Genomic DNA, 23,986 nt, shown 5'->3' with positions numbered 1-23,986 from the left:
TCAGGACCTATTAATTTGCTTTAAGATGTGATTCACGGTTTCTGAGAAGGAGGCCGTGATGGGTGATTTGTTCCTGCTTAGCGAGCGCCAGATGGCGCGGATATCGCCGCATTTCCCGCATTAAGTCCTTGTGACGGAGAGTTAGATGTCGGGGCATACCTGACCTCAGGCGTTGGTGTCGGTCGTTGAAACGGCGCGCAAACGACGAAAGTGGGAAATGAGTTACGGATTCTGGTGTCCCCGGGCAGAAGCCGGGGCGGCGTTAGTACAACGACAGGCGAATCACGAGACAGGCGGCAAGGCCTTCGGCCACCCGTTCCCTGCCCGCATACCATGCTACCACTCCGCCGCTAAACGTCGTTGTGTCCCTTGCGGAGACAGGGTCGGCCTCAGTCAGGTTCATTGAGACGGCGCCGCCGCCACTAAGTACCACAGATACTACGTGATGCTACGTGATGCTACGCACCCTGAAGCGACAAAGGTGCTATAATAGGCCCTTGTTGCGACCGACGTTATCTACTGCCGTACTTAGAGGCACATTTACAATCTGCGGTATTGGCAACTTATGCAGGGCGGAGGTTAGGTCATGAATGACGTTCAATCTTCCAAGGCCGTCGCGTCAATTGACATCGCACGCATTTCCTCTCGGGAGGACCGGCTGGCAGCCGGAAAGGCTCTGCGCGATAAAGTGCAGCGTGCCGATCATCGTCTATGGAAGGCGCAGCATGACCGGCCGGATCCGATCTCCATCCTGCAGGAAACGGACGCGGATCGTTTCGAAGAGCTGGTACCCATCAAATATGGCCGCATGCTGCAGTCGCCCTTCGCCTTCTATCGCGGCGCCGCCGCGGTCATGGCCTCCGACTTGGCGCACACGCCGGCGTCAGGGCTCAAGGTACAGTGCTGCGGCGATTGTCACCTTGCAAACTTCGGGGGCTTTGCCACACCGGAGCGCAACATCATCTTCGACATCAACGACTTCGATGAGACCCTGCCTGCGCCATGGGAATGGGACGTCAAGCGGCTGGCAGCCTCCGTCGTTCTGGCCGCCCGCTCTATCGGCCTGTCGGATATCAAGGCGCAAAATTGTGCCGAGGCCAGTGCCCGCAGCTATCGCAAACGCCTATGCAAATTCTCGGAACTCGGTCCGTTGGAAGCATGGTATCAGAAAGTCACCGACACGGACGTGATACAGAGCCTGCCTCCCGGCGTGCAAAAGTTTGTCCGAGATCGCATTGACAAGGTTGCCGCAGGCAGCGGATCGGAACTCGACTTCCCGAAGCTCGCCGGCACCGTCGGCGGCAGGGTCCGCATTCGCGAACAGCCGCCCCTGATCTTTCACCCCGAGCAGGCCACAGCGCCCGAGTTTCAGAGCGTTCTCGAGGCCGTCTTCAACGACTATCGCAAGACATTGTCTGACGACCTGCGCGTCCTTCTGGACCGGCACCAGGTCATCGATGCGGCCATCAAGGTCGTCGGTATAGGCAGTGTCGGACGCAGATGCTGGATTGCCCTCCTGATGTCGGCGAGCAACGATCCGCTGTTCCTACAGTTCAAAGAGGCGGGACCATCGGCGCTTGAGCGTTTTGCCGGCGAGAGTGCCTATGGCCATTCGGGCCAGCGGGTCGTCATGGGCCAACGGTTGATGCAGCCCGTCTCGGACATCTTCCTCGGTTGGGTGACGGCACCGAACGGCCGGCAGTTCTATGTCCGCCAGCTCCGCGACGCCAAGATCAAGCCGCTGATCGAGAGTTTCGATGCTGAGTGGATGGAGGCCTATGCGAAGGCCTGCGGCTGGGTCCTTGCCCGCGCCCATTCCAAAGGAAGCAACGTGACGGCGATAGCCGGCTATCTCGGTGCAACGAACGATGTCTTCGACAAGGCAATAGCGGGCTTCGCGATCGCCTATGCCGACCAGGCGGAGCGTGACCACGCAGCCCTCAAGTCGGCTGTGAAGAAGGGCAAGATCAATGTGTTAACGGAGGCCTAGCCACCTCTGGGGATCTCAGCATCATGGAGAAGACGGAAAATCACGGCCTGCCGAAGTGGCTCTCTTTCCTGCCTCCGACGCAATGGCTGCCGCACTACAGCCCATCCTACCTGGGATCTGATGTGGTAGCGGGAATCACGCTTGCAGCCTATGCCATCCCGGTTTCGCTGGCTTACGCGACACTCGCGGGGTTGCAGCCGCAGGTCGGCATCTATGGCTATCTCCTTGGCGGGTTGGGCTACGCCCTGCTCGGCTCGTCGCGCCAATTGGCGGTCGGACCGACGTCGGCCATCTCGCTGATGATCGCCAGTTCAATCGCGTTGATGGCGGGTGACGATGCGCTGCGCTACGCCCAGATCGCAAGCCTTGCGGCATTCACCGTCGCCGGACTTGCCCTCATCTCCTGGGCGCTTCGGTTGAGTGTCCTGGTCAGGCTGATCAGCGACAGTATTCTGGTCGGTTTCAAGACAGGTGCGGGCCTCACCATTGCCATGACACAGCTTCCAAGCCTGTTCGGCGTGACAGGCGGAGGCCATAATTTCTTCGAGCGCCTCTTGCTGATCCTGGGTCAGCTCGGCGGAACGAACCCGATCGTTCTGGCTGTCGGCCTAACGGCGATACTGGCAATCGTCGCGGGCGATCGACTGTTTCCCGGACGGCCGGTTGCACTGGCCGTCGTCTGCATCTCGATCGCCGCCGCAACGCTGCTCGGCCTCCCCGGCATGGGCGTGCCGATCACTGGCGCAATTCCATCGGGTCTGCCATCACTCCACGGTCCCTCGCTGAGACTCCGCGACGTCGAGGGAATTGTGCCACTGGCGGGTGGGGTCCTGCTGCTGGCCTATATCGAAGGCGTCTCCGCTGCCCGCAGTTTTGCCGCCAAACACGGCTATGCGCTGGATCCGCGACAGGAGTTCCTCGGCATCGGCGCCGCCAACCTCTTTGCCGGGCTGGGACAGGGCTATCCGGTGGCCGGCGGACTGTCCCAGTCCGCGGTCAATGACAAGGCGGGAGCCCGCAGTCCGCTTGCGCTCGTCTTTGCCTCGATTACGCTTGCGATCTGCCTGCTTTTTCTCACCGGCCTCTTGGAAAACCTGCCCAAGGCGGTTCTCGCTGCCGTCGTTCTCACCGCGGTCGCAGGCCTGATCAACTTTCCGGAGCTTCGTCGGATGTCGCGCGTCAGCCGGGTCGATTTCTATGCGGCCACCATTGCGCTGGTTGCTGTCCTGCTGCTCGGCATCCTGCAGGGAATCTTGCTTGCGGCTCTCGCATCCATCATCATGCTGTTGATCCGCGCCTCCCGGCCGCATGTTGCCTTCCTGGGACGTATTCCGGGCACCTGTGATTACTCGGACGTCGACCTTCATCCGGAAAATGAACCGCTGGGTCATGCCATCGCGTTCCGCCCGGAAAGCAACCTGATCTACGTGAATGCGGATACGGTCCTGCAAGCTGTCCTCGAACGAGTCGAGGCGGAAAAGGTCAACGACCTCGAGCTCGTCGTGTGCGACCTCTCGGCATCTCCCCTGCTGGATCTGGCTGGCTCGGGTATGCTTCACAAGCTCCATGCCGAGCTCGCAACGCAAAAGGTTCCATTGCGTGTCGTGGGCGCCCGCGGCCGGACTAGGGATCTCCTGCAAGCCGACAACCTCGAAGAGAAGCTCGGCGGCGTCGAAGGCCGTTCCCTCGACGACCTGCTCAAGAGCTTTGGCGCAGCCAACCCAAGCATCAAGCAATGAATGCACCCTGACGCCGTTAGACAGTGGAGAAAACGATGAACAAAATGCACAATCCAAACTAAGAGCTCATGTCTGCGGTGTAAGCGGAGACCGAGACTAGGCTCGGGACCTATTAATTTGGATTGAGCTGTGATTCACCGTTTCCGACAGGAGGCCGGGATGAGCGATATGTTTTTGTTGAGCGAGCGCCAGATGGCTCGGATCGAGCCGCACTTCCCCCTGGTGCATGGCAGTCCGCAGGCAGACGACCGTCGGGTGACCAGCGCCATCAAGCACGGCCTGCAGTGGAAGGATGCGCCAAAGGACTACGGCCCGCGGCCGCCCAATCGTCATGCTGCTCAGTGAAGGCCAGATGAGCGACCACAAAGGCGCACGGCTCGTTCTCCACGCGTTGTAAGCTCAAGGACTGGCGGCGCACCGCAACCCGTTACGACCGATGCGCACACACCTTCTTCTCGGCAATATGCATCGCTCCAACCGTCATCTTTTGGCTTTGATCGATGAGTCCTGAGCCTAGAGCACCGTGTGTCCTTTGAGACGCGCTAAGGACACTGTATCGCTTTGATTTTCCGTATAACCCCGAAAATCGATTCCGGTTTTCGGGGTTATGCGCTAGGGCTGCTGCCCACCGCATCGGCGTGGATACGGAATGCGAACAGGAAACGGGGTCGGCGCAGCCACCTCGACACCAGGATTTCGAAACCGGATGGCAGATAAGGACAACGCAGTCTTCAATACCATTCAGCAGGCGCCGAACCTGCGCAGCAACCTTGCCGATATGTTGACGGCGCAAATCGAGTCCGGTGACCTGAAGCCCGGCCAGCGCCTGCCGACCGAGCAGGCGATCATGACGGCGACCGGCGTCAGCCGGACGATCGTTCGCGAAGCACTCGCCGCACTGCGCGCAAAGGGGTTGATCACCACGCGGCAAGGCCTTGGGGCTTTCGTCTCGAACGATCCGACGCCCAGATCCTTCTCGATTATTCCGAACGACCTGCAGTCGATCGACGAGGTTCTGCGCGTGCTGGAGCTGCGCATGGGGATCGAATACGAAGCCGCCGGTCTTGCCGCGCTGCGGCGCACGCAGGAGGACATCGACCGCATGCAGGACCGTCTCGATGCCCTCGACAAGGCGCTCGAGGAGGGTGGATATGGCGCGCAAGAGGACTACGCCTTCCACAGATCCATCCTGGTCGCGACGCAGAACTCCTATTACGGCCGCCTCTTCGACACGTTCGGCAACATCATGGTGCCGCGGCAATGGGCGCGTTTGGACAAGATGACATCAGCCGAGCGCAAGCGCCATGCGGCACGCATGCGCAGGGAACACCATGCCATATTCGCGGCAATCCGCGACCGCGACGAGCCTGCCGCGCGCCGCGCCATCCGAAGCCACCTGTCGAAAAGTGCCGCACGGTTCGAGGAGCTACGCGACGCTACCGCATGATGCAGCAGTGCGCGGGGCACGCGCGCGCTTTACACCTCAAGCTTCGGCTTCATCAGCCGCCGCCAAGCGGCATGGTCGGTGTGCAGATCGGCTGAGGCGTGGATCGCGGGAAGAAGCGGTTTGCGTTTGCGCCGGCCGAAGCGCCGTTTGAAGCCCAGGATATTTTCGACGAAGCTTCTGGTGTAGAGCCCGGGGCCGCTTGAATAGATGCGCCATCCGCCGTCGACGGCGATCTCTCCCGCCTTGACGCGCTCCCATTCGGCCATTGCCTGATAACGGTCATGGAACGCTGCATCGCTGCTGCTGAAATAGGTATTGCGCTGGCGCAGCGATGCATGCGGCAGCGCTGATGTGGCTGAAATCGGGTTCACGACGGCGATCGCCTTCCAGAGCTCTTCCGCCTCGGCTTGGAGCGCCAACGTCTCGCAATAACGCAGATGCGCATGCACATACATCAGCCCGATCTCGCGACCGAAGAAGGAGGAGGATTCGGCGCGGCGAAACAGCGTCTCGGGGCCGCCGGCATAGGTCGCGGGCTTCTCTATCAGGCGCACGCCGTCGGGGAAGAGCAGATGCTCTTTAATCAGCTTCATATGATCGCGTCTCTGAGCCGGCGTGAACAGCCCGCCAAGCATCGCCTGCGTCATCGAGATCAGCGAAAAATGCAGGCCGGTGCGCTGGTCGCTCGGGTGCAGCAGCAATTCGACGCCGTCATGGCTGGGATCGAAGATACCGTAGCCGGCAACGACGCCGTCACGCACGAGATGGCGGTTGAAATCCCGGCGCATCGCCGTTGCTATCTTCCTCAAGCCCTTGGCCTTGTTGCCATGACCGAGGCGCCGCAGGATCGCGGAATAACGGACGATCTGCTCGTAGAGCAGGGCAACGGTCCAACTGCTGACCATCCAGTCGCGCAGATGCGGATCGGCCGGCTGCAGGGAATCGTTCCAGTCTCCCTCGCCATAGCGGATCAGATGCGTTCCCGGGATGAAAGCTTCGCGAACGGTATCGAGCAGCTTCTCGACATGGATTGCGATGGTGTCGGGCTCCGGCGCCCTGGCCATCGTCTTTTCATCGCGCCAGGAGACTTTCTCGTCGAGAATGGCGAGATCGCCGGTCGATTCGATATAATCGCAGAGCGCCTTCAGCGGCCAGACGACGATGTCGCCGTGACTATCGCCCGCCCGGATGTTGGCATAGGGCTCCAGCATGAACCATTGCGGCCAGTCGCCTTTGTCAAGGTATTGTTCGCTGAAGACGGTCTTCAGCACCTCCTTGGCCTCGCGGTCATGCTCGTAGGCGAGCAGGAATTCGATCGGGCCCTGGCAGGCGTCGCGTGTGCCCCAGGCGGCACCCGTATATTGCTCGAGGCCGTGCGGTACGCTGAGATGCACGATCGCGTCATGCGCGAGCCAGGGCAGCAGGGTCATCTGCGCGGCAAGGTCGGGCGAGGTGCTGCCGATCGTTATACCGCGCACGGCGTTCCGCCAGAATTTTGATGCCGGTGCAAGCATGGCTTCATCGGTGACGCCGGCCTCATAATGTTGCGCCAGTCGTTCGGCTTCCGCCGCATCGGTCATCGAGCCGACGACGGCGAAAGAGAGCGCCTGTGTCGGCCGGGATCTGAGCGCGACGAAGGCGCCGTTGCGCGCAATCCCATCGCTGTAGAGCAGTTCGTCGCCGCCGATCTCATCGATGGCATCGGGCGTCGAACTCACCAGCCAATAGCCGGCATCGGGATAACGCTCGCCCCAGAGCCAGGCCGGGTCCGGCCGGAAAAGCATGCGTTTGCCTGCCGTATCGAATTCGATTTGCCCACCCGCGTCATATTCGCGCTCGCCGAGGACGACGTGACCGAACACCAGGAAGCGGCACGGCTTTCCCTCGACGGAGACGGTCCACTGCATCGCCGCATCCTCGCCAGAGGCGACCGCCGACACGATGATCGTGCGTTCGGGGAGGCGATAGATCCAGCGGCAATCGCTGAGCCCCATTTCGAAAGCCGACGGCACCGCCAGAAGCTGCCAGCCGGCGCCGACATCCGCCATGATGCGCAGCCCGCTGGCGCGCGTCAGATTGTAGGGGTCACGGGAGACGGAAAAGAGCTTGTGAAAGGAGGTGTTGCCGATCGTCAGCTGGGCCGCGAAAATGCCCTGCATCCAGCAGGTCGCGGCAAGCGTCGCATCATCGAGCAGCATATTCTCACCGCTGCGGACGATCGCGCCGTGACGGCGCGCTACCAGGAGTTCCTTTTCGCGCAGGACCACATGGCGGTTCAAGGCGCCGTCGGAGACGAAAAACGAAAGCAGCTTTCCCTCAGCGCGCTCTTCCAGGCTCCGCTCCGGATAAAGCTGGCCGATCGCCTTTTTATCAAGCGCCTCGGCCTTCAGCAGAGGGGCATCCTGCAGCAGGCTGCGGACCGGCGCCGCCTCTGCTATATCGGCTGCCGCAACTTTTATCGTTACCAGCCCGTCGAGCCGCGAAAGATCGGCATCGCTCGACGCCTCGGGATGTTCGGCGGCGAAGACGGCAAAGAAGGTCGCGGTCACCCCGCTCGCCGGCACGGAGAGCGGTCTCGACTGGATGGCGGGACATGCCGTCTCCTGCTGCCGCCGTTTGCTCGGCAGGCTGGTGCCGAAAGGCCCGACCAGCAGATCGCCGAGGCGGTCCCTCGCCTGCACCAGCTGGATCGCATCCGTGGCATAGGCAGCCGCCCCATCGAGGCAGCCTTGCGCGAGCCAGGGGTTGCGGGCACCCGACTGCTTGAGATTTTGCCGGTTCATCACGACGGGACCGAATGTCTGGTGATCGGCGATGTGATGATCGACATATTGCGAGGCATAGGCTTCGCTGTTCATGAGGAAGCCCCGGTCACCGAGGCCGATATCCTGGATCAGCACCAGATCGACCGGCAGTGTTCCATCCTTCAGATGCTGGACTGACACACGCCAGAACCAGGCTGTTTCGACAGGATGGAGTTCGAGGCGGACGTTATAGCTGAGATGCCCGGTCTTGCCGCTCCAGGAGAGGGTCGTCGCATCGTGCCCGAAACTGCCATTCGCGCGAGGCCCGACAATCTCGACGACGTCAGGTTTCGCGCCGCCAACGCGCAGATAGAGGCGACCGATGCCGCCGACGAGCGGAGAGCCCTGGATCTGGTTGATCTGCACCGATCCCAGAGCGTCGGCATATTCGATGGCAAACAGCGTGCCGTTCGGCAAGGCCGATATCGACAGGCCGGAACCGTTGCTGATCGTGAAGAGGCCAAGCTCTTCGCGTCGGGGCATTTGAAAACTGCGCGTGAGGACCGGGGCCATTGAGATCTCGTCGATTGGCTTCAGAGGGAACTGGAGGATGACGCAAAATGATTGAGAGTAATCTTACCACAATCGCCGGTTCTCGATTAGGTCCTTGAAAGACAGGCCAGCCGATATCACTTGGTGTTTAATTCGAAAGTTGCACCGAGAGGTCATTGCCAAGGCGTCAAAGGAACTGAGGTCGCCGGTGACGATGATGCCGTCAGGTTGCTCAATGGCGCCACACGGCGGGAACGGAGTTCCCTATCATTTAAGTTCAAGGCAAACTGGGACGGAAAGCGCTGATTCCGTCTGTGCATGCTTCTTGACGCAACTCGCAGCTCCCATTCAACGAGGTGACTATTGACGCACTCCTTCGAAACCACCCGAGGGATCATGGCAATGGGAGCGTTCATCGGCGCTGGCGGTTTAGCCGCTGGCTCCTTGCTTCCCATCGTCATTCGACTTGCGAAGTCTGGGATCAACCGGCGCCCGAAAGCCGAGGTTAGAAACCTAGCGATGCTGACGGTACTGGCCCTAGACGATTTTGTCGGAGCCAGCTATGCGGCCGTTCACGACATGCCCGAATTCAATCCCATGGATGAAGGCGAATTCGCGTTTCACGTTCGCGATCCAACCCTTGCACTTCCGCAGGACGCAAACTGGGGGCTTTTTAGTACCGGGCTTTCAGAAGAAATTTTGTGGTTGTCGAACCGAGTGAAGACCCTTTCTTATGCGTTGGATAGTCTCGACCTTTCCAGGCCCGGATACGATGGCTTCTTCGAGCGACGCCAAGAAGGTTATGCTGGTCTGGCGGCTGAAGCGATGGACATTATTGAGCGTATGCTCGAAGAGTTTGACCTCACCCTGCCTCCCAAGCCAGATTATTATCGCCAGCGGGAAGGTCTCGTTTCAGCTGTCCAAAAGGCTGGAGAAAACAACCCGCGGCGCCCAAAGGCGCGCACTCTCGCGCACCCGAGTGGGTCAAATGTGCTGCAACTGTTCCCAAAGGCGAACGACGACGCCGAGTAAAATCAAGCGAAATCGTCGAACCCGATCAAAGGCATCGCGTCCTCACGCATGGCCTCTTCTCCACTGGATGGCTCGTTTCATTGCGGCCTAGTCCGCAGATCCTCTACGGACTACTTTCGGCTGGATGGTCCGCTATTGCATAGCTGCATTGCACAAAAAATGTTTTCCAACTGGTCAAAAAAGGAGCATAGCGATCACAGCTGATGCAACACGGCGGCTTTCCTCCCAGTTCCGTCGTTTCAGCTGTTCCCCTCTGGAGGTTTATACCTTCACAATTAATGGGCCACGGTTCTCCGTCGGCCCTCTTTTTTTGTCTGCGAAAATCACGCGTTGCCGCCGGGTTTGATTGACCGGCTCCAATTCCCCGGGGAGCGCCCCTTTTGTTGCTCAAAGCGCCAAAACCAACGAGTCGGCAGGCGATTTGAAGTGGCGCTGCCAATGGTCGTTTATGCATGGCGACACCGACGCGTAGTATCGGAATATTCTCCCACGCTCTGCGGCGTCGAACCCTTCTGATCCTCGCGGTTTGGTTTCTGGTGTCCATTTCTTACTATGGTGTCTTCACTTGGATGCCTCCGAAACTTGCCGGGGACGGCTTTGGCTTCGTTCGAGGCTACGGTTTTCTTGTGCTGATCGCGCTTGCCCAGATTCCTGGGTATGCGCTCGCTGCCTACGGCGTCGAAAAGTGGGGGCGGCGTCCAACGCTTGTGGCATTTTGCATCCTTTCCGCGATGGGATCCATTTTGTTTGTCGTCGGCTCATCCGCACTCTTGGTAGCGTCGTCACTGCTAATTATGAGTTTCGCGCTACTTGGTACGTGGGGTGCACTCTACGCCTATACACCAGAGCTTTATCCTACTGCGTCTAGGGCAACAGGAATGGGTGCCGCCGGTGCTATGGCTCGGCTTGGAGGGCTGCTTGCGCCATCGTTGATCGGTCTTTTTGTGACGAAAGATTTCGGCCTGGTCATCGGGATTTTCGCTGCTTTGCTGCTGTTGGCAGGTGCTGCAGCCTATTTCATCGATGCCGAGACGCGCAGTGCTAAGCTGGCCTAGAAGCCGTTTGGCCGATGCGTTGGGCTTCCATCTCAGGATCGCGGGGTAGGGTTCTGACCTTGTCGCAGAATAGATTTTTGTGGCGAAGGTGGCGCTAGTGCAGTCTCGGCTCCAGGTTTTTCAACAACTTAGTTGATTCTCTTTAGAGCGGTTTCGTCAACCCTGGTTTTCAAGTTGACGTTGGCCGCCTGGCAAAGGGCACTGAGAGCAGGGCGCAGCCGGTCAGGACGGCAATCACCATCCAGGCTTCGTTGATCGCCTGGACGCTTGCCGCTGTCTGGACCAGCGGATCGAGTAGCGCCGTTGTATCCGCATCGAAGCTGCCGCTATGCCCCGATATGGTCTGAAGAGGTGCGCCGACGAATGTCGCAGCCTCGATGTCGCCGGTTTGAAGACGGGTCCAAAGGGCTTGTCCGAGCGGTTCCGAGCGCGTGTAGATGATGGTGTCGATCAGCGCGATGCCGATGGCCCCGCCGAGATTGCGCATCAGGTTGAAAAGTCCGCTCGCATCGGGAATGCGGTCTGGCGGCAGAGTGCCGAGCGCCAGCCGCGTCGGCGGCAGCAGGCAGAACATGATGGCGACGCCGCGCACGATCTGCGGCCAGAACATCGCGTCGTAGTCCGTGCGAGGATCCTGAAAGGCGCTCATCCCGACACCGATCGCAAACAGCGCGAAACCGACAGCCGACAGCAATCGCGCGTCCATGCGCTTCTCCAGCGCGACCGCGATCGGCGCCGTGATCAATTGCGCGACGCCGGTGACCAGCATCGTCATGCCGATTTGGAGAGCGTCGTGTCCTCTGATGAAAGCGAGAAAGACCGGCATGAGATAGACCGAGCCGAAGAGGCCGATGCCGAGCACGAAGCTCAGAACCGAGCCGACGAGAAAGTTCCGATCGCCGAAATTGCCAAGATCGACGATCGGCCGGTTTCTGCGCAGCGTTCGCCAGACGAAGACGCCTCCCGATGCAAGGCAGACCGTTAGCAGGCTGAGGACATAGGCCGAGATCCAGCCGCTCGTCGGCGCCTCTTTGAGGCTGAGTTCCAGGCTCGTCAGCGCGGTCGCCATCAGAAGAAGCGACAGGCCATCGAGATGCCTGAGTTCGGACAGATCGGTCGCCTGCCGCGGCAAGGACCGTGCCGCCAGGATTGCCGAGACGATGCCGGGGATGATGTTGATCAGGAACAGCCAGTGCCAGGAATAGGTCTGCGTCAGCCATCCGCCGACGATCGGTCCGACGGTGGGTGCCAGCACCGCAAGAACGCCGGCAATCGTCGTCGCCAGCGCCTGCCGCTCGTTCGGGAAAAGGATGAACACGGCTGAAAAAACCGATGGGATCAGGGTTCCGCCGGAAAAACCCTGCAGCACCCGCCAGGCTACCAACTCACCGAAGCTGCCGCTCGCCGCACAACCGGCGGAGGCTGCGACGAACAGGCTGATGGCGGTAACGAACAGCCACCGCATCGTCAGCAGTCGCGTCAAGAAGCCGGTGAGCGGGATCGCGACCACTTCGGCGATGAGATAGGCCGTCTGTATCCAGCTCATCTGATCCGGATCGATGCCCAGCGCGGACTGGATGGTCGGCAGCGAGGTCGCCACCACCTGGACGTCGAGGATGGCCATGAACATGCCGACGCACATCGCCATAAAGCCGAGCCAGACGATGGCGGGCGTTTCGTCAGGACGGGCAGATTCAAGTCGTTCCGACATGCGATGATCCCGCGCGCTGCGTTCTCCGCCTCGGGTGCGAAGACTAAGGCCGATCGTGGTTGCGATCGAGACGACGGACAGCATGGCTCAGAAGTGAACCGCGATTTCGTCGATCGCGACACCATAGTTCGGATGAGGACGGAAGCGATAGGGACCCGCCGGCACAAATTTGCAGGAGTGAGTTGAACGCGATCGAGCCTGACCGGGAAGGCCAGGCTCGATCGTGTGGTCAACGGATTTGGTCCGAGCGTCCTATCTGACCTGCGCTTAGCTGCGGAAGAGCGACAGGATATTCTGCGACGACGAATTCGCAATCGACAGCGACTGGATCGCAAGCTGCTGTTGTGTTTGCAAGGCAGAGAGTTTGCTCGACTCCTCCTCCATGTCGGCGTCGACCAGCCGGCCCACACCCGAGTCGATTGAGTCGGATAGCGCACTGACGAAGTCTTCCTGCAGATCGATGCGCGTCGAGATCGAACCGAGTTGCGCACCGGCGGAGGTCATTGCCGACAGTGCGGATTCGATGGTCGACAGCGCCGACTGGATCTGACCGGTGGTGAAGTCGGTGATATCAAGCGAATAGACGGAATCGCCATTTGCATCGGCCGTTCCGAGGATGCCGGCCGAGGTATCGATCGTCCCGCTGCTCATGCCGAACAACACATTGCCCGTGGAGCTGGTATCCAGAGCGTATTCCGTCATTTTAACGGAAACGGCGCCGGAGCCGTCGCGAACGAAGGACGATACGACACTTTTCGTGCCATCCGCGCCCGCGACCCAGTTTTCACCCGAGAATGACGCCGACTGGGCAATGCTCAGCAGCTGTTCCTGAAGCTGACTGATTTCTTCCTGGACCTTGGACTTGTCGACACCGTCTTCGGTCGCTGCGACGAGCTTGGATTTGATCTCGTCGACGACGTCGATCGCATTGTCCATCGCCGTATAGGCAGTATCGACCTTTGCTGCGCCGAGGCCAAGGGCGTCGGACACGGCGGAGAGCGCCTTGTTGTCGGACCGCATCGTGGTTGCGATCGACCAGTAAGCGGCGTTATCGGATGCTGTATCGACCCGATAACCGGTAGAAACACTATTCTGTGTCGTTTCGAGATTGGAGTTGATGCTACGCAGCGTCTGAAGGGCAGACATCGCTGAATTGTTCGTATTGATGCTCGTCATGGGAAATTCGACCCGCTCTTAGAAGTTGAATGTGTTGCATCCCGGGTGGCATCCCGGCCGTGGCGAGCAGCCTCATGCTTATCGACCAATGTTCGAGCAGGTCGATTCGCCATCGTTGAAACAATTATGGTACTTAAAGGTACATTAATTATTAACGCCGGAATTATCTTTATAAAACAACGCAGTGAACCGGCCAGGAGGCCGGTGCAAAAAGTTTGAGATCGCCAATTGACGTGTCGGCAGGAAACTGACTATCAATATTAAATCAATTTGATTGACTTCAAAAATAAACAACAAGGGGAACGATGGAATGAGATTGAGCAAGAGTGCAATCCGCAACAATTCCATGCGCGCTGGCTTGGCGGCGGCAACCGCTCTGACGGCGCTCGTCGCTTTCGCGGCCGGCGGTGCAGCCGCAGAGTCGGTGCTGACGATGCATATCGAGGAGCAGAGCAGCTGGGTTCAGAACTTCAATCCGTTCGACCTTGCCGGCCGCCGGCAGAGCACGATGGATTTCATCTACGAGCCCCTGGTGATCTTCAATGCCGAGGATGGTGGCAAACCAGTGTTTCGCCTGGCGACCAGCTATAAATTCTCCGATGACATGAAGTCGATCACCTACGAGCTTCGTCCCGGCGTCAAATGGTCCGACGGGCAGCCGCTGACCTCGGCCGACATGAAATACACCATCGATCTGATGCTGAAGAACGCCGCGCTCGACACTGTCGGCGTCGGAGAGACCGTTGCCTCCGTCGAGGCGCCGTCGGCGACCGAGGTCAAGATCAATCTGAAGGCCGTGAACTCCGATTTCCCGGAATCGCTTGCCGACCTCGCCGTCGTTCCCGAGCATGTCTGGAAGGACGTTTCCGATCCGGTCGCCTTCAAGAACGAGAAGCCGGTCGGTTCCGGGCCGATGACGGAGCTGCGCCGGTTCACGCCGCAGGTCTACGAGCAATGCCGCAACCCGAACTACTGGGATGCCGCCTCGCTGCATGTCGATTGCCTCAGGCTGCCGCAGATCTCCGGCAACGACCAGATGCTTGCCATCCTGCCGGAAGGCAACATGGATTGGATCGGCTCCTTCATTCCGCAAATCGACAAGACCTTCGTTGCCCTCGATCCGGATCATAACGGCTATTGGCAGCCGCCGGCCGAGACCGTCGCCTTCCAGATGAACTTCAAGAGCGGCAATGAAGGCAACCTCGAAGCCTACAAGGACCTGAACTTCCGCCATGCCTTCAGCCTTGCCATGGACCGCACGTCGATGGTCGATATCGCGGGCTTCGGCTATCCCGTCGTCAATGAGCATGCGTCCGGCCTGCCGCCGCGTTTTGAGAGCTGGCGCAACAAGGATGCCGAGGGCGACAAGGATGCCTTCATGGGCTTCGATACCGAGAAAGCCAACAAGATTCTCGATGATGCCGGCTACAAGAAGGGTGCCGACGGCTTCCGCGCGACGCCGAGCGGCAAGCCGATCGCCTTCCCGATCATCGTTCCGAATGGCTGGACGGACTGGATCGACGCCGTTCAGATCGCCGTCGAAGGACTGCGTGCCGCCGGCATCAACGCATCCGTCACCACGCCCGAATATGAGCAGTGGCGCAAGCAGATCCTCGACGGCAGCTTCGAGGTCGTCATGAACTCCCGCGCCGATGCCGCAACGCCGTTCCGCGGCTATTACCAGAACCTTTCGACCGCCTATGGCGGGCGCATCACCGGCGCGCCCTCGCGCTATTCGAACCCGAAGCTGGACGCCCTTTTCGATCAGTATCTGAAGGCGACGTCGGAGGACGATCACAAGAAGATCTTCAACGACATCCAGCTGCTGGTCGCCGACGACTTCCCCGTTGTGCCTGTCTTCAACGGGCCGACCTGGTATCAGTTCTCGAGCAAGCGCTTCACCGGCTGGGTCACCGACAAGGATCCCGTCATGAATCCGGAGGATCATGACAATAACCGCATGCGCCTGATGCATCTGCTGCGCCTCACCCCGGTCCAATAAACCTCGCGGGAGGTGCAGACATGCGTGTTTCGGGCCGGCGCCTCGGCGTCTATGCAGTCGCCTTGGCGTTTGCGATCGTCGTGAACTTCATTCTTCCCCGGCTTATGCCGGGGAGCCCCGTCGATGCCATGGTTGCCCAACTCGGCCCGCGGGCAACCCCGGCCGCGATCGAGGCGATCAAAGCGCGCTTCGGCGCGGTCGACCAGCCGATGCTCTGGCAGTTCGTCGATTACGTGAAGGGGTTGGCGACCCTCGATCTCGGCGTCTCGGTCAAATACTACCCCCAGACCGTCGTCCAGGTTCTCGGCCGTTCGACGCTCTGGACGGTCTTCCTCGTCACCACCGCGATCATCTTTTCGCTCTGCGTCGGCGTCGTGCTGGGCGCGATCTCGGCCTGGCGTCGCGGCGGACGCTTCGACACGATCGTCTCGCCGCTCTCCGTGATCATGATTTCGGTGCCGCCCGTTATCGTGGCGCTGACGACTTTGTTCGTCTTTGCGGTCTCGCTGCGCTGGTTTCCGGTCGGCTACGCCTATGATCCGAACCTCGATCCCGCCTTCAATTTCACCTTCGTTGGCAGCGTGTTCATGCATGCCATCCTGCCGGTCCTGACGCTTTCGCCATTCCTGATCGGCGAATTCCAGACGACGATGCGCTCGTCGATGATCTCGGTGCTCGGCGAAGATTACGTGACCATGGGCCGTGCCAAGGGGCTCAGCCACCTTCAGGTCATGTTCGGCTACGGCGCGCGCAATGCCATGCTTCCCGTTTTGACCAACCTGGCGCTGATGCTCGGCGCCGTCTTCGGCGGTTCGATCGTCACCGAGATCGTCTTCAACTATCCCGGATTGGGGCTAACGCTTTATACCGCGAGCATCGCCCGCGATTACCCCGTCATCCAGGGACAGTTGCTGCTGATGACGCTCGCAACGCTCGGCGCCAATTTCCTCGTCGACATCATCTACGGGCTCGTCGATCCGAGATTGCGGGAGGCGGTCTAATGAACTTCGGGCTAAGGTCTGTCCTCAACCAGAAGAAGGCGCTGGCCGGCCTCGTCATCATTGCGGTCCTGTGGCTGATGGCGCTGTTTGCGCCGGTCGTTGCGCCCGGCGAGCCCGGCGCGCGTGTCGGTCGCTCGCATCAGCCACCGTCGATCGAACATGTCATGGGCACGACGAAGATGGGGCGGGATGTCTATCGCCAGTTCGTCTGGGGCGCTCGCAGCTCGCTCTCCGTCGGTTTTGCCACGGGCATTGCCATCACCGTTCTCGGCACGGCCATCGGCCTCATCGCCGGTTATGTCGGAGGCAGAACCGATGCGGTGCTCGACCTTGCGACCAATGCCGTCCTGGTCATCCCGAACATGCCGCTTTTGATCCTGCTCGCCTCCTTCGCCGGCACCGTGGGGCCGATGACCATCATGACGATCATCGCGCTGACCTCCTGGCCCTGGGGCGCCCGCATGACGCGGTCGCAGACGATGGCGCTTCGCAATCGCGATTTCGTCACGGCCTCCCAGATGATCGGAGAGCCGGCCTGGCGTATCATCTTCGTGGAAATCCTGCCGAACCTGACGACGCTGATCGGCATCAATCTCGTCGGCAGCATCATCTACGCCATCGTTGCCCAGACGACGCTTGAATATCTCGGCTTCGGCGATCCCCTGAAAGTCTCCTGGGGCACGATGCTCTACAATGCCCAGAATTCTTCGGCAATCATGGTCGGCGCATGGTGGGATATCGGCGTGCCGGCGCTCGGCATCGCGGTGACGGGGCTTGGCCTTGCGCTTTTGAATTTCACCTTCGACGAGATCGCCAACCCGCAGCTTCGCTCCGGCCCGGCGCTGACGCGCTGGTTCCGTCTCACCCGCGCCCGCAACCGGGAACTGGAGCTCGGCCGATGAGCGACAATCTTCTGGAAATCGACAAGCTCAACGTCGACTACCTCGTCGACAAGGGAGAGTTCCGCGCCGTGAAGGATGTCTCTTTCAATATCGGCCGCGGCGAGATCTTCGGGCTCGCCGGCGAATCCGGTTGCGGCAAGAGCACGATTGCCTATGCCATCACCCGTCTTTCCAAGGCACCCGCCTGGATCAGCGGCGGCAGCATAAGGCTCGATGGACAGGATCTTTTGAGGCTGCCGGAACGCGAGTTGCAGAGAATCCGCTGGAAGCGCATCGGCATGGTCTTCCAGAGCGCGATGAATTCGCTCAATCCGCTGATGCGGGTCGAGGCGCAGTTCCATGACGTTCTGCGCCGGCACACCGGTTGCTCGCATGAGGAATCAAGGACTCGGGCTAAGGAGATGTTCCGCCTCGTCGGCATTCCCACGCATCGCATCGGCGATTACCCGCACCAGTTCTCCGGTGGCATGCGCCAGCGCATCGTCATCGCCATCTGCCTGGCGCTGAGGCCCGAGCTTATCATCATGGACGAGCCGACGACCGCCCTCGACGTGGTCGTGCAGCGGGAGATCCTCGAGCAGGTCCTCGACCTGCAGCGGACCTATGGTTTCTCGGTGCTCTTCATCACCCATGACCTGCATCTGATGGCGCAGCTCTGCCAGCGCATCGGCGTCATGCTGAAGGGCGAACTCGTCGAAGTCGGCGAGGTGCGCCAGGTCGCAGAGGCGCCGCTGCACGATTACACCCGCAAGCTTTGGAATGCCATTCCCCAGCTTCCAGGCAATCCGCATCACTCGGGAGTCTTGGCATGAAGGCGGAGGCAAATCCTGTTGTCACCGACGCCGTGATCCGGCTCGAAAATATCCAGCGTAATTTCGGCCCGGTACACGCGTTGAAAGGTGTGTCCTTCTCGCTTTTTCCCGGTCGGGCATTGGCGCTGGTCGGCGAATCCGGCTGCGGCAAGACGACCTGCGCCCGCATCATTGCGCGCTTGGACAAGCCGACGGGCGGCAGGCTGTTTTTCCGCGGGCAGGACCTGACCGCCCGCGGCGAGGCGAAGGATGAGCATCAGTACCGCAGGGCGGTACAGATGGTCTTCCAGGATCCGTTCTCGTCGCTCAATCCGGCCTTTACGGTCAGCCATCATCTGGCGCGGCCGCTGCAATTGCATCGACAGAGCGGCTCCAGGACGGATCTTGCCGAAGAGATTGCCCGCCTGCTGACAAGCGTCGGGCTGGAGCCCGATTTGACCAGGCAGAAATTCCCGCATGAGCTCTCGGGCGGCCAGCGGCAGCGGGTGAATATCGCGCGGGCGCTAGCCGTTGCGCCGAGCGTGCTGGTGGCCGATGAGCCGACCTCGATGCTCGATGTTTCCATCCGCAAGGACATTCTCCATCTGCTCGCGACAGTGAAACGCGAAAACGACCTGGCCATGCTCTATATCACGCACGACATCGCAACGGCAGCGCACGTGGCCGAAGAGATCGTCGTCATGTTCGCCGGCCAGATGGTCGAATGGGGCGACACCGATACGGTTCTGTCCGATCCGCGCCATCCCTATACAAGATTGCTGCTTTCAGCCGTTCCGGACGGCAGCAGACCCTTCGTGACCGGCGGAAGCGCACGTTTCCTCGAACAGGCGGAAAAGGTACGCTCGCTCAGCCGTCCTGAATCGACTGTCATCGAGCAGGTCGGCTCCAACCATTTCATGCGCGCACTCGGCGCTTCCAGCTGAAGGATGGCAAAATGGATTATCTCGTCAACCTCTCCACCCTGCCGCAAGACACGCAGTCGGCCGAACGAATGGCCAGCGAGGGCGTGACGATCCGCCGGGCCTTGCCGCCGGAATTCCGGCTGATCACCGGCTGGATCGCAGAACAATTCGGCGAGGGATGGGCGAGCGAGGCCTCCGTCGCGATGACCCGCCAGCCGCCGAGCTGTTTCATCGCCACACGCGAGCAGAAGCTCGTCGGTTTTTCCTGCCATGAAGCCACGGCGCGCGGCTTCTTCGGACCGACCGGCGTCGACGAAGGCCTTCGCGGGCTCGGCATCGGCCGGGCATTGCTTTTTGCCAGCCTGAACGACCTGAAAGCGATGGGCTATGCCTATGCGATCATCGGCGACGTCGGCCCCTCTGCCTTTTACGAAAAGGCGGTCGGGGCCATGCCGATCCCCAATTCCGCTCCCGGCATTTACGCCGGAATGCTCAAGAGCTGATTTTCAAAAGGCCCGATCGTCAAAAAGGCCAGATCTTCAAAAGGAAAGAGTGACCATGTCCACATCACGACCGAAAGCCCTGCGGCTTGAAACCCTTTGGAACCCGCCTGCGGACGGCAAGGAATTCTCCTACGTCCTGCGCCTCAAGAACCTCGGCACCGAACCGCTTTCGAATTTCTCGCTGTGCGTCAGCGGCCCGGGTCGTGTCGATCCGGCCGGGCGCGTCGAAGGCGCCACGGTTTCGCAGCGGTTGTCGAATTTCACCGAATTCCAGCCGCCGGCCAATTTCGTTCTCGGCGCCGGCGAGACGTGGACGATATCGGTCTATGCGCTGAGCTGGCAGTTCCGCCACTGGACGGACGGCGCGACGAGCGGCTATCTCGCGCTTTCCGACGGCAGCACGATCGTGCTCACCATCGAGCCGACGCGATCTTCGGTCAGCAACGCGCCATTGAAGCGTGGCGCCGAGATCTATCCGGTTCCCGCCAATGCGCCCGTTCAGGTGTCGATCATCCCCTGGCCGAACCATGTGTCCGTCACTTCCCGACGTCCGCTGCCGGCCGGTTTTGCGCCGCAGGCGCGGAGCGCTGCAGGGGAGGCGGCAGCACGCGGCTTCGCAGCGCTGGTCGAGCATCTCTTCGCCGTCGAAGGCATCGTGCGGAGCGAGGCGGAAGGCGCGGTTCCGGTTGCCCTGAAGGATGCCGCCGGCTTCGGGCCGGAGGCCTATCGGCTGAGCTTCGAGGGTGAGACGATCACGATCGAGGCAAGCAGCCAGACCGGCTTCCTCTACGGCCTTGTCACGCTCGGCCAGATCTGGCGCGGTGCAAGGCTGCATCCCGAGGTCTTCCAGTTTCCGGCTTCCGGCGAGATCGTCGATGAGCCATCGATGGGCTGGCGCGGCCTGCACCTCGACGTTGCCCGCCAGTTCTACGGTGCGGCCGAGGTCAAGAAGCTGGTGGCGGTGCTTGCCTGGAACAAGCTCAACCGCTTCCACTGGCACCTTTCCGACGATGAAGCCTGGCGCGTCGAGATCGACGCCTATCCTGATTTGACCGCGGTCGGTGCCTGGCGCGGCCACGGTCTGGCCGTTCCGCCGCTGCTCGGTTCGAGCCCGGCCCGCACCGGCGGTTATTACACCAAGGCTGCCATCCGCGAGATCGTCGCCCATGCCAAGAGCTTCGGCGTGGAGATCGTGCCGGAGATCGATGTCCCCGGCCATTGCTACGCCATGCTGCAGGCGATCCCGGAGTTGCGTGATCCAGCCGAGGTCGGCAGCTACTATTCGGTTCAGGGCTTTCCCGACAATTGCATCAATCCGGCCCGCGAGAAGACCTATGAGATCATCGAGACGATCCTCTTGGAACTCATCGAGCTCTTTCCGTTCAAGACCATCCATCTCGGCGCTGACGAAGTTCCGCTCGGCGCGTGGTCCGGCTCGCCGGAAGCGCTCGAGCGCCTGCGTAGCGTCGCGGGCGACGAGGTTGCCGATGCGCATGCCAAGCGGCTGAACGTCGTGACCAATACCCATGGCGCCGACGATATCCACGGCTCGGGTGCCGCCATCCTGCAGGCGGAGTTCCTGAACCGTGTCCAGCGCTTCCTTGCGAGCAAGGGCTGCATCACCGGCGGCTGGGAAGAGGCGGCCCACGGCGATGTCATCGACAAATCAAAGAGCTATCTCTGCAGCTGGCGCAATGTCGAGGTCTCGGCCGAACTTGCCGAGCGCGGCTACGAAATCGTCGTCTGCCCGGGACAGGTCTACTACCTCGACATGGCGCTCAGGCCCGACTGGGATGAACCCGGCGCCAGCTGGGCAGGCACCTCCGACGCGGAGAAGCTCTACAATTTCGACCCCATCGGCGGCTGGACGGCAGCACAGAAGCAGAAACTCCTCGGCATCCAGGCCTGCATCTGGTCCGAGCCGATGACGGATCGTGCCGTTTTCGACCGCCTCGTCTTTCCGCGCATTTCCGCACTTGCTGAAACCGGCTGGACGAAGCCGTCGTCCAAGTCGTGGGAGCGCTTCAGGGCGCTGGCAGGACTGATGCCGCTGCTCTACGGGCTGCAGCAGTCGTAGCGCCCGGATCGGGCCGCGGGTTTTGATTTGAGGATCACCCTCGCCATCGCCGGAGGCGGTGATGGCGGGGGATACTGACATCGCTTTCAAAGGGCGGTGTCAGGTGCCGCTTCATCTGCCGCGGGCAGCTCGCATTCGGGTGCGGCGATACGAATAGGACGAGTTCCAATCGGCGCGCCGGTCGCGCGGTCGATGGTGACGGGATCGACCTCGGTTCCGGTCTCGGCGTCGAAGAAGCGGGTGACTGCACCGCCGCTGCGGTGCTTGCGGCCCCAGGCGCCGATTGCAAACAGCACCGGCAGAAAGTCGCGGCCGGCTTCCGTCAGCACATATTCGTCGCGCGGCGGACGCTCGGAATAGCGGCGCTTTTCCAGCAATCCTTCCTCGGTCAGCGATGACAGCCGCCCCGTCAGCATTGTCGGGACGATGCCGAGGCTTTTGCGAAATTCATCGAAGCGGGTCAGCCCCGCATGGGCGTCGCGCATGATCAGCATGCTCCACGCATCGCCGACGAGCGCCAGGCTGCGGGCGATCAGGCAGGGCTGTTCGGAAAGATTCTTCATGTCGATATCTTTTTAGTAGTGACTTGCTATCTTTTTGATAGTAACAGAATGCGCATGGATGTTCCACGACAAAAACGAAGGCATACGCAATGAGCAAGACAGAACGCGGCATTGCCCTGGTCACCGGGGCTTCCTCCGGCATCGGGCTGGTGACGGCGAAGGCGCTGCGGCGCGACGGTTACCGGGTGTTCGGCACCAGCCGAAAGCCGATGGCCGACACTGCCGACGGCATCACCATGCTGGTCTGCGACGTCATCGACGATCAATCGGTGCAGAGCGTCGTCGACGAAGTTCTGAAACGCACGGGACGGATCGATCTGCTGGTCAACAATGCCGGGATCGGCCTGCTCGGCGGCGCCGAGGAATCGACGACGGCGCAGGCCAAAGCCGTGTTCGACGTCAACGTCTTCGGCACGATGCGCATGACCAATGCGGTGCTGCCGGTGATGCGGCGGCAGCGCAGCGGCCGGATCATCAACCTGAGCTCGATCCTCGGGCTGATCCCGGCGCCCTTCAACGCGCTCTACGCAGCGACCAAACACGCGATCGAAGGCTATTCGGAATCCCTCGATCATGAAGTGCGCACACAGGGCATCCGCGTCGTGCTCGTCGAACCGGGTGTCACCCGCACCTCCTTCGAGGAGAACATCACGCGCCCCGACCGGCCGCTTGCCGTCTATGACGCAGTGCGCGCCGATGCGGAGAAGCTGATGCGCGAGATCGTCTCAAAAGGCGATGCGCCCGAGGTGGTCGCCGCAACCGTCGTCAAGGCCGCCAATGCGCCATCGCCGAAGAGACGCTACACAGCCGGGAAAGCAGCAGGACAAGTGCGTTTCATCCGCCGCTTCCTGCCCGAGTCCTTTGTCGACAAGAGCCTCCGGAAATTCAACAAACTTCCCGATTGATCCTGGCTTGCCGCATTGTCGGCTCATCGCAAAAACGAAAGTTCGCCCGCTGGTGTCGTGGTCCGGGTCGGCGCCAATGTCCGGCAATTCAAACCCGGCGACGCGGTCTATGCGCGTCCCGGCAAGGATCGCATCGGCACCTTCGCCGAGTATATCGCCATCGACGCTGCCGATATCGCCCTGAAGCCCGCCAATCTCAGCATGGAAGAGGCCGCATCCATTCCGCTTGTGGCGCTGACCGCATGGCAGGCACTGGTCGAGCGCGCCAAGCTGCAGAAGGGGCAGAGGGCGCTGATCCATGCGGGCTCCGGCGGCGTCGGCACCATCGCGATCCAGCTTGCCAAACATCTCGGCGCCCACGTGGCGACGACCGTGAGCACGGCAAGTATCGATCTGGTGAAAAGCCTCGGCGCCGACGTGGTGGTCGATTACAAGAAGGACGACTTCGAAAAGGTGCTGAAGGGCTATGACGTCGTGCTGAACAGCCTCGGCAAGGATACGCTGGAAAAATCGCTCGCCGTCCTGAAGCCCGGCGGCAAGCTGATCTCGATATCGGGTCCGCCCGATCCCGATTTCGCCCGGGAAAACGGCTTCGGCTGGCTGCTGCAGCAGGTCATGCGCTTCTTGAGCTTCGGCATCCGGCGGAAATCGAAACGTCGGGGGATCGGCTATTCCTTCCTCTTCATGACGGCAAACGGCGCCCAGCTCGGCAAGATCACATCGCTGATCGAGGCAGGCGCCATCCGCCCCGTCATCGACCGGGCCTTCCCGTTCGAGAAGACCAACGAGGCACTGGACTATGTGGAAACGGGACGCGCGAAGGGCAAAGTCGTCATCGCGGTGAAGTGAGGTCTGGAAGGCCGAATAGCCCGG

16 protein-coding genes and 3 pseudogenes are annotated in these 23,986 nt (G+C 60.9%); 15 read left to right on the top strand and 4 right to left on the bottom strand.

Annotated elements, in window-relative coordinates; genetic code table 11:
• Window positions 1-586: 586 nt before the first annotated feature.
• The 4 genes and pseudogenes from J3P73_RS30785 to J3P73_RS30770 all read left to right on the top strand — a co-directional run bounded on the left by J3P73_RS30785 (window position 587) and on the right by J3P73_RS30770 (window position 5,176).
• Window positions 587-1,990, top strand: a complete 1,404-nt coding sequence (locus J3P73_RS30785; RefSeq protein ID WP_130773950.1) for a DUF2252 domain-containing protein — start codon at window positions 587-589, stop codon at window positions 1,988-1,990.
• Between the two features lie 23 nt (window positions 1,991-2,013).
• Window positions 2,014-3,729, top strand: a complete 1,716-nt coding sequence (locus J3P73_RS30780) for a SulP family inorganic anion transporter (protein ID WP_027690142.1) — start codon at window positions 2,014-2,016, stop codon at window positions 3,727-3,729.
• 159 nt (window positions 3,730-3,888) lie between these two features.
• Window positions 3,889-4,226 (top strand): annotated as a pseudogene (locus tag J3P73_RS30775) (transposase family protein).
• A 209-nt stretch (window positions 4,227-4,435) separates the two neighbouring features.
• Window positions 4,436-5,176 carry a FadR/GntR family transcriptional regulator gene (locus tag J3P73_RS30770; protein WP_018246116.1) on the top strand — a complete coding sequence of 247 codons (741 nt, stop codon included), beginning with the start codon at window positions 4,436-4,438 and terminating at the stop codon, window positions 5,174-5,176.
• Between the two features lie 29 nt (window positions 5,177-5,205).
• On the opposite strand, the gene J3P73_RS30765 is transcribed toward J3P73_RS30770, so the two are convergent.
• Window positions 5,206-8,493: a GH36-type glycosyl hydrolase domain-containing protein gene (locus J3P73_RS30765; protein ID WP_185828648.1), complete on the bottom strand. Its 3,288-nt coding sequence runs from the start codon at window positions 8,491-8,493 to the stop codon at window positions 5,206-5,208.
• 342 nt (window positions 8,494-8,835) lie between these two features.
• Between J3P73_RS30765 and J3P73_RS30760 the strand changes: the two genes are divergently transcribed.
• On the top strand, window positions 8,836-9,504 hold the full coding sequence (locus J3P73_RS30760; RefSeq protein ID WP_207580056.1) for a hypothetical protein: 669 nt from the start codon (window positions 8,836-8,838) through the stop codon (window positions 9,502-9,504).
• A gap of 461 nt (window positions 9,505-9,965) precedes the next feature.
• Window positions 9,966-10,559: pseudogene (locus tag J3P73_RS30755) on the top strand (MFS transporter); the annotation flags it as partial.
• 169 nt (window positions 10,560-10,728) lie between these two features.
• On the opposite strand, the gene J3P73_RS30750 reads toward J3P73_RS30755, so the two are convergent.
• Window positions 10,729-12,270: a DHA2 family efflux MFS transporter permease subunit gene (locus J3P73_RS30750; protein WP_207580055.1), complete on the bottom strand. Its 1,542-nt coding sequence runs from the start codon at window positions 12,268-12,270 to the stop codon at window positions 10,729-10,731.
• A gap of 267 nt (window positions 12,271-12,537) precedes the next feature.
• Complete coding sequence (locus J3P73_RS30745) at window positions 12,538-13,446, bottom strand: flagellin N-terminal helical domain-containing protein (RefSeq protein WP_018495121.1); 909 nt, start codon at window positions 13,444-13,446, stop codon at window positions 12,538-12,540.
• Between the two features lie 310 nt (window positions 13,447-13,756).
• Here J3P73_RS30745 and J3P73_RS30740 point away from each other — a divergent pair, with 310 nt between their 5' ends.
• From J3P73_RS30740 to J3P73_RS30710, 7 genes are read left to right on the top strand one after another with little or no spacing between them, the layout of a single operon-like run.
• Window positions 13,757-15,448 (top strand): ABC transporter substrate-binding protein, encoded by a 1,692-nt coding sequence (locus J3P73_RS30740; RefSeq protein ID WP_024320097.1) that lies wholly within the window; start codon window positions 13,757-13,759, stop codon window positions 15,446-15,448.
• Between the two features lie 20 nt (window positions 15,449-15,468).
• Complete coding sequence (locus J3P73_RS30735; protein WP_207580054.1) at window positions 15,469-16,449, top strand: ABC transporter permease; 981 nt, start codon at window positions 15,469-15,471, stop codon at window positions 16,447-16,449.
• Entirely contained in the window at window positions 16,449-17,351 is a 903-nt protein-coding gene (locus tag J3P73_RS30730) for an ABC transporter permease (protein WP_024320095.1), read from the top strand. The genes J3P73_RS30735 and J3P73_RS30730 overlap by 1 nt, the downstream gene beginning before the upstream one ends.
• The gene (locus J3P73_RS30725) at window positions 17,348-18,163 is read left to right on the top strand and encodes an ABC transporter ATP-binding protein (protein ID WP_185828645.1); all 816 of its coding nucleotides are present in this window, start codon (window positions 17,348-17,350) and stop codon (window positions 18,161-18,163) included. The genes J3P73_RS30730 and J3P73_RS30725 overlap by 4 nt, the downstream gene beginning before the upstream one ends.
• Window positions 18,160-19,086 (top strand): ABC transporter ATP-binding protein, encoded by a 927-nt coding sequence (locus J3P73_RS30720; RefSeq protein WP_185828644.1) that lies wholly within the window; start codon window positions 18,160-18,162, stop codon window positions 19,084-19,086. The genes J3P73_RS30725 and J3P73_RS30720 overlap by 4 nt, the downstream gene beginning before the upstream one ends.
• Window positions 19,087-19,097: 11 nt before the next feature.
• On the top strand, window positions 19,098-19,568 hold the full coding sequence (locus tag J3P73_RS30715) for a GNAT family N-acetyltransferase (protein ID WP_130657293.1): 471 nt from the start codon (window positions 19,098-19,100) through the stop codon (window positions 19,566-19,568).
• A gap of 55 nt (window positions 19,569-19,623) precedes the next feature.
• Window positions 19,624-21,645 (top strand): beta-N-acetylhexosaminidase, encoded by a 2,022-nt coding sequence (locus J3P73_RS30710; protein WP_185828643.1) that lies wholly within the window; start codon window positions 19,624-19,626, stop codon window positions 21,643-21,645.
• A gap of 86 nt (window positions 21,646-21,731) precedes the next feature.
• On the opposite strand, the gene J3P73_RS30705 is transcribed toward J3P73_RS30710, so the two are convergent.
• Window positions 21,732-22,208, bottom strand: coding sequence for a winged helix-turn-helix transcriptional regulator (locus tag J3P73_RS30705; RefSeq protein ID WP_130657295.1), 477 nt, complete (start codon window positions 22,206-22,208; stop codon window positions 21,732-21,734).
• A gap of 89 nt (window positions 22,209-22,297) precedes the next feature.
• Here J3P73_RS30705 and J3P73_RS30700 point away from each other — a divergent pair, with 89 nt between their 5' ends.
• The gene (locus J3P73_RS30700) at window positions 22,298-23,113 is read left to right on the top strand and encodes an oxidoreductase (protein WP_207580053.1); all 816 of its coding nucleotides are present in this window, start codon (window positions 22,298-22,300) and stop codon (window positions 23,111-23,113) included.
• 48 nt (window positions 23,114-23,161) lie between these two features.
• Window positions 23,162-23,962: pseudogene (locus tag J3P73_RS30695) on the top strand (NADP-dependent oxidoreductase); the annotation flags it as partial.
• Window positions 23,963-23,986 lie beyond the last annotated feature (24 nt).

The sequence above is a fragment of the Rhizobium ruizarguesonis genome (assembly GCF_017357285.1).
Taxonomy (GTDB): Bacteria; Pseudomonadota; Alphaproteobacteria; order Rhizobiales; family Rhizobiaceae; genus Rhizobium; species Rhizobium ruizarguesonis.
This window is presented reverse-complemented; position numbering and strand designations above follow the sequence as displayed.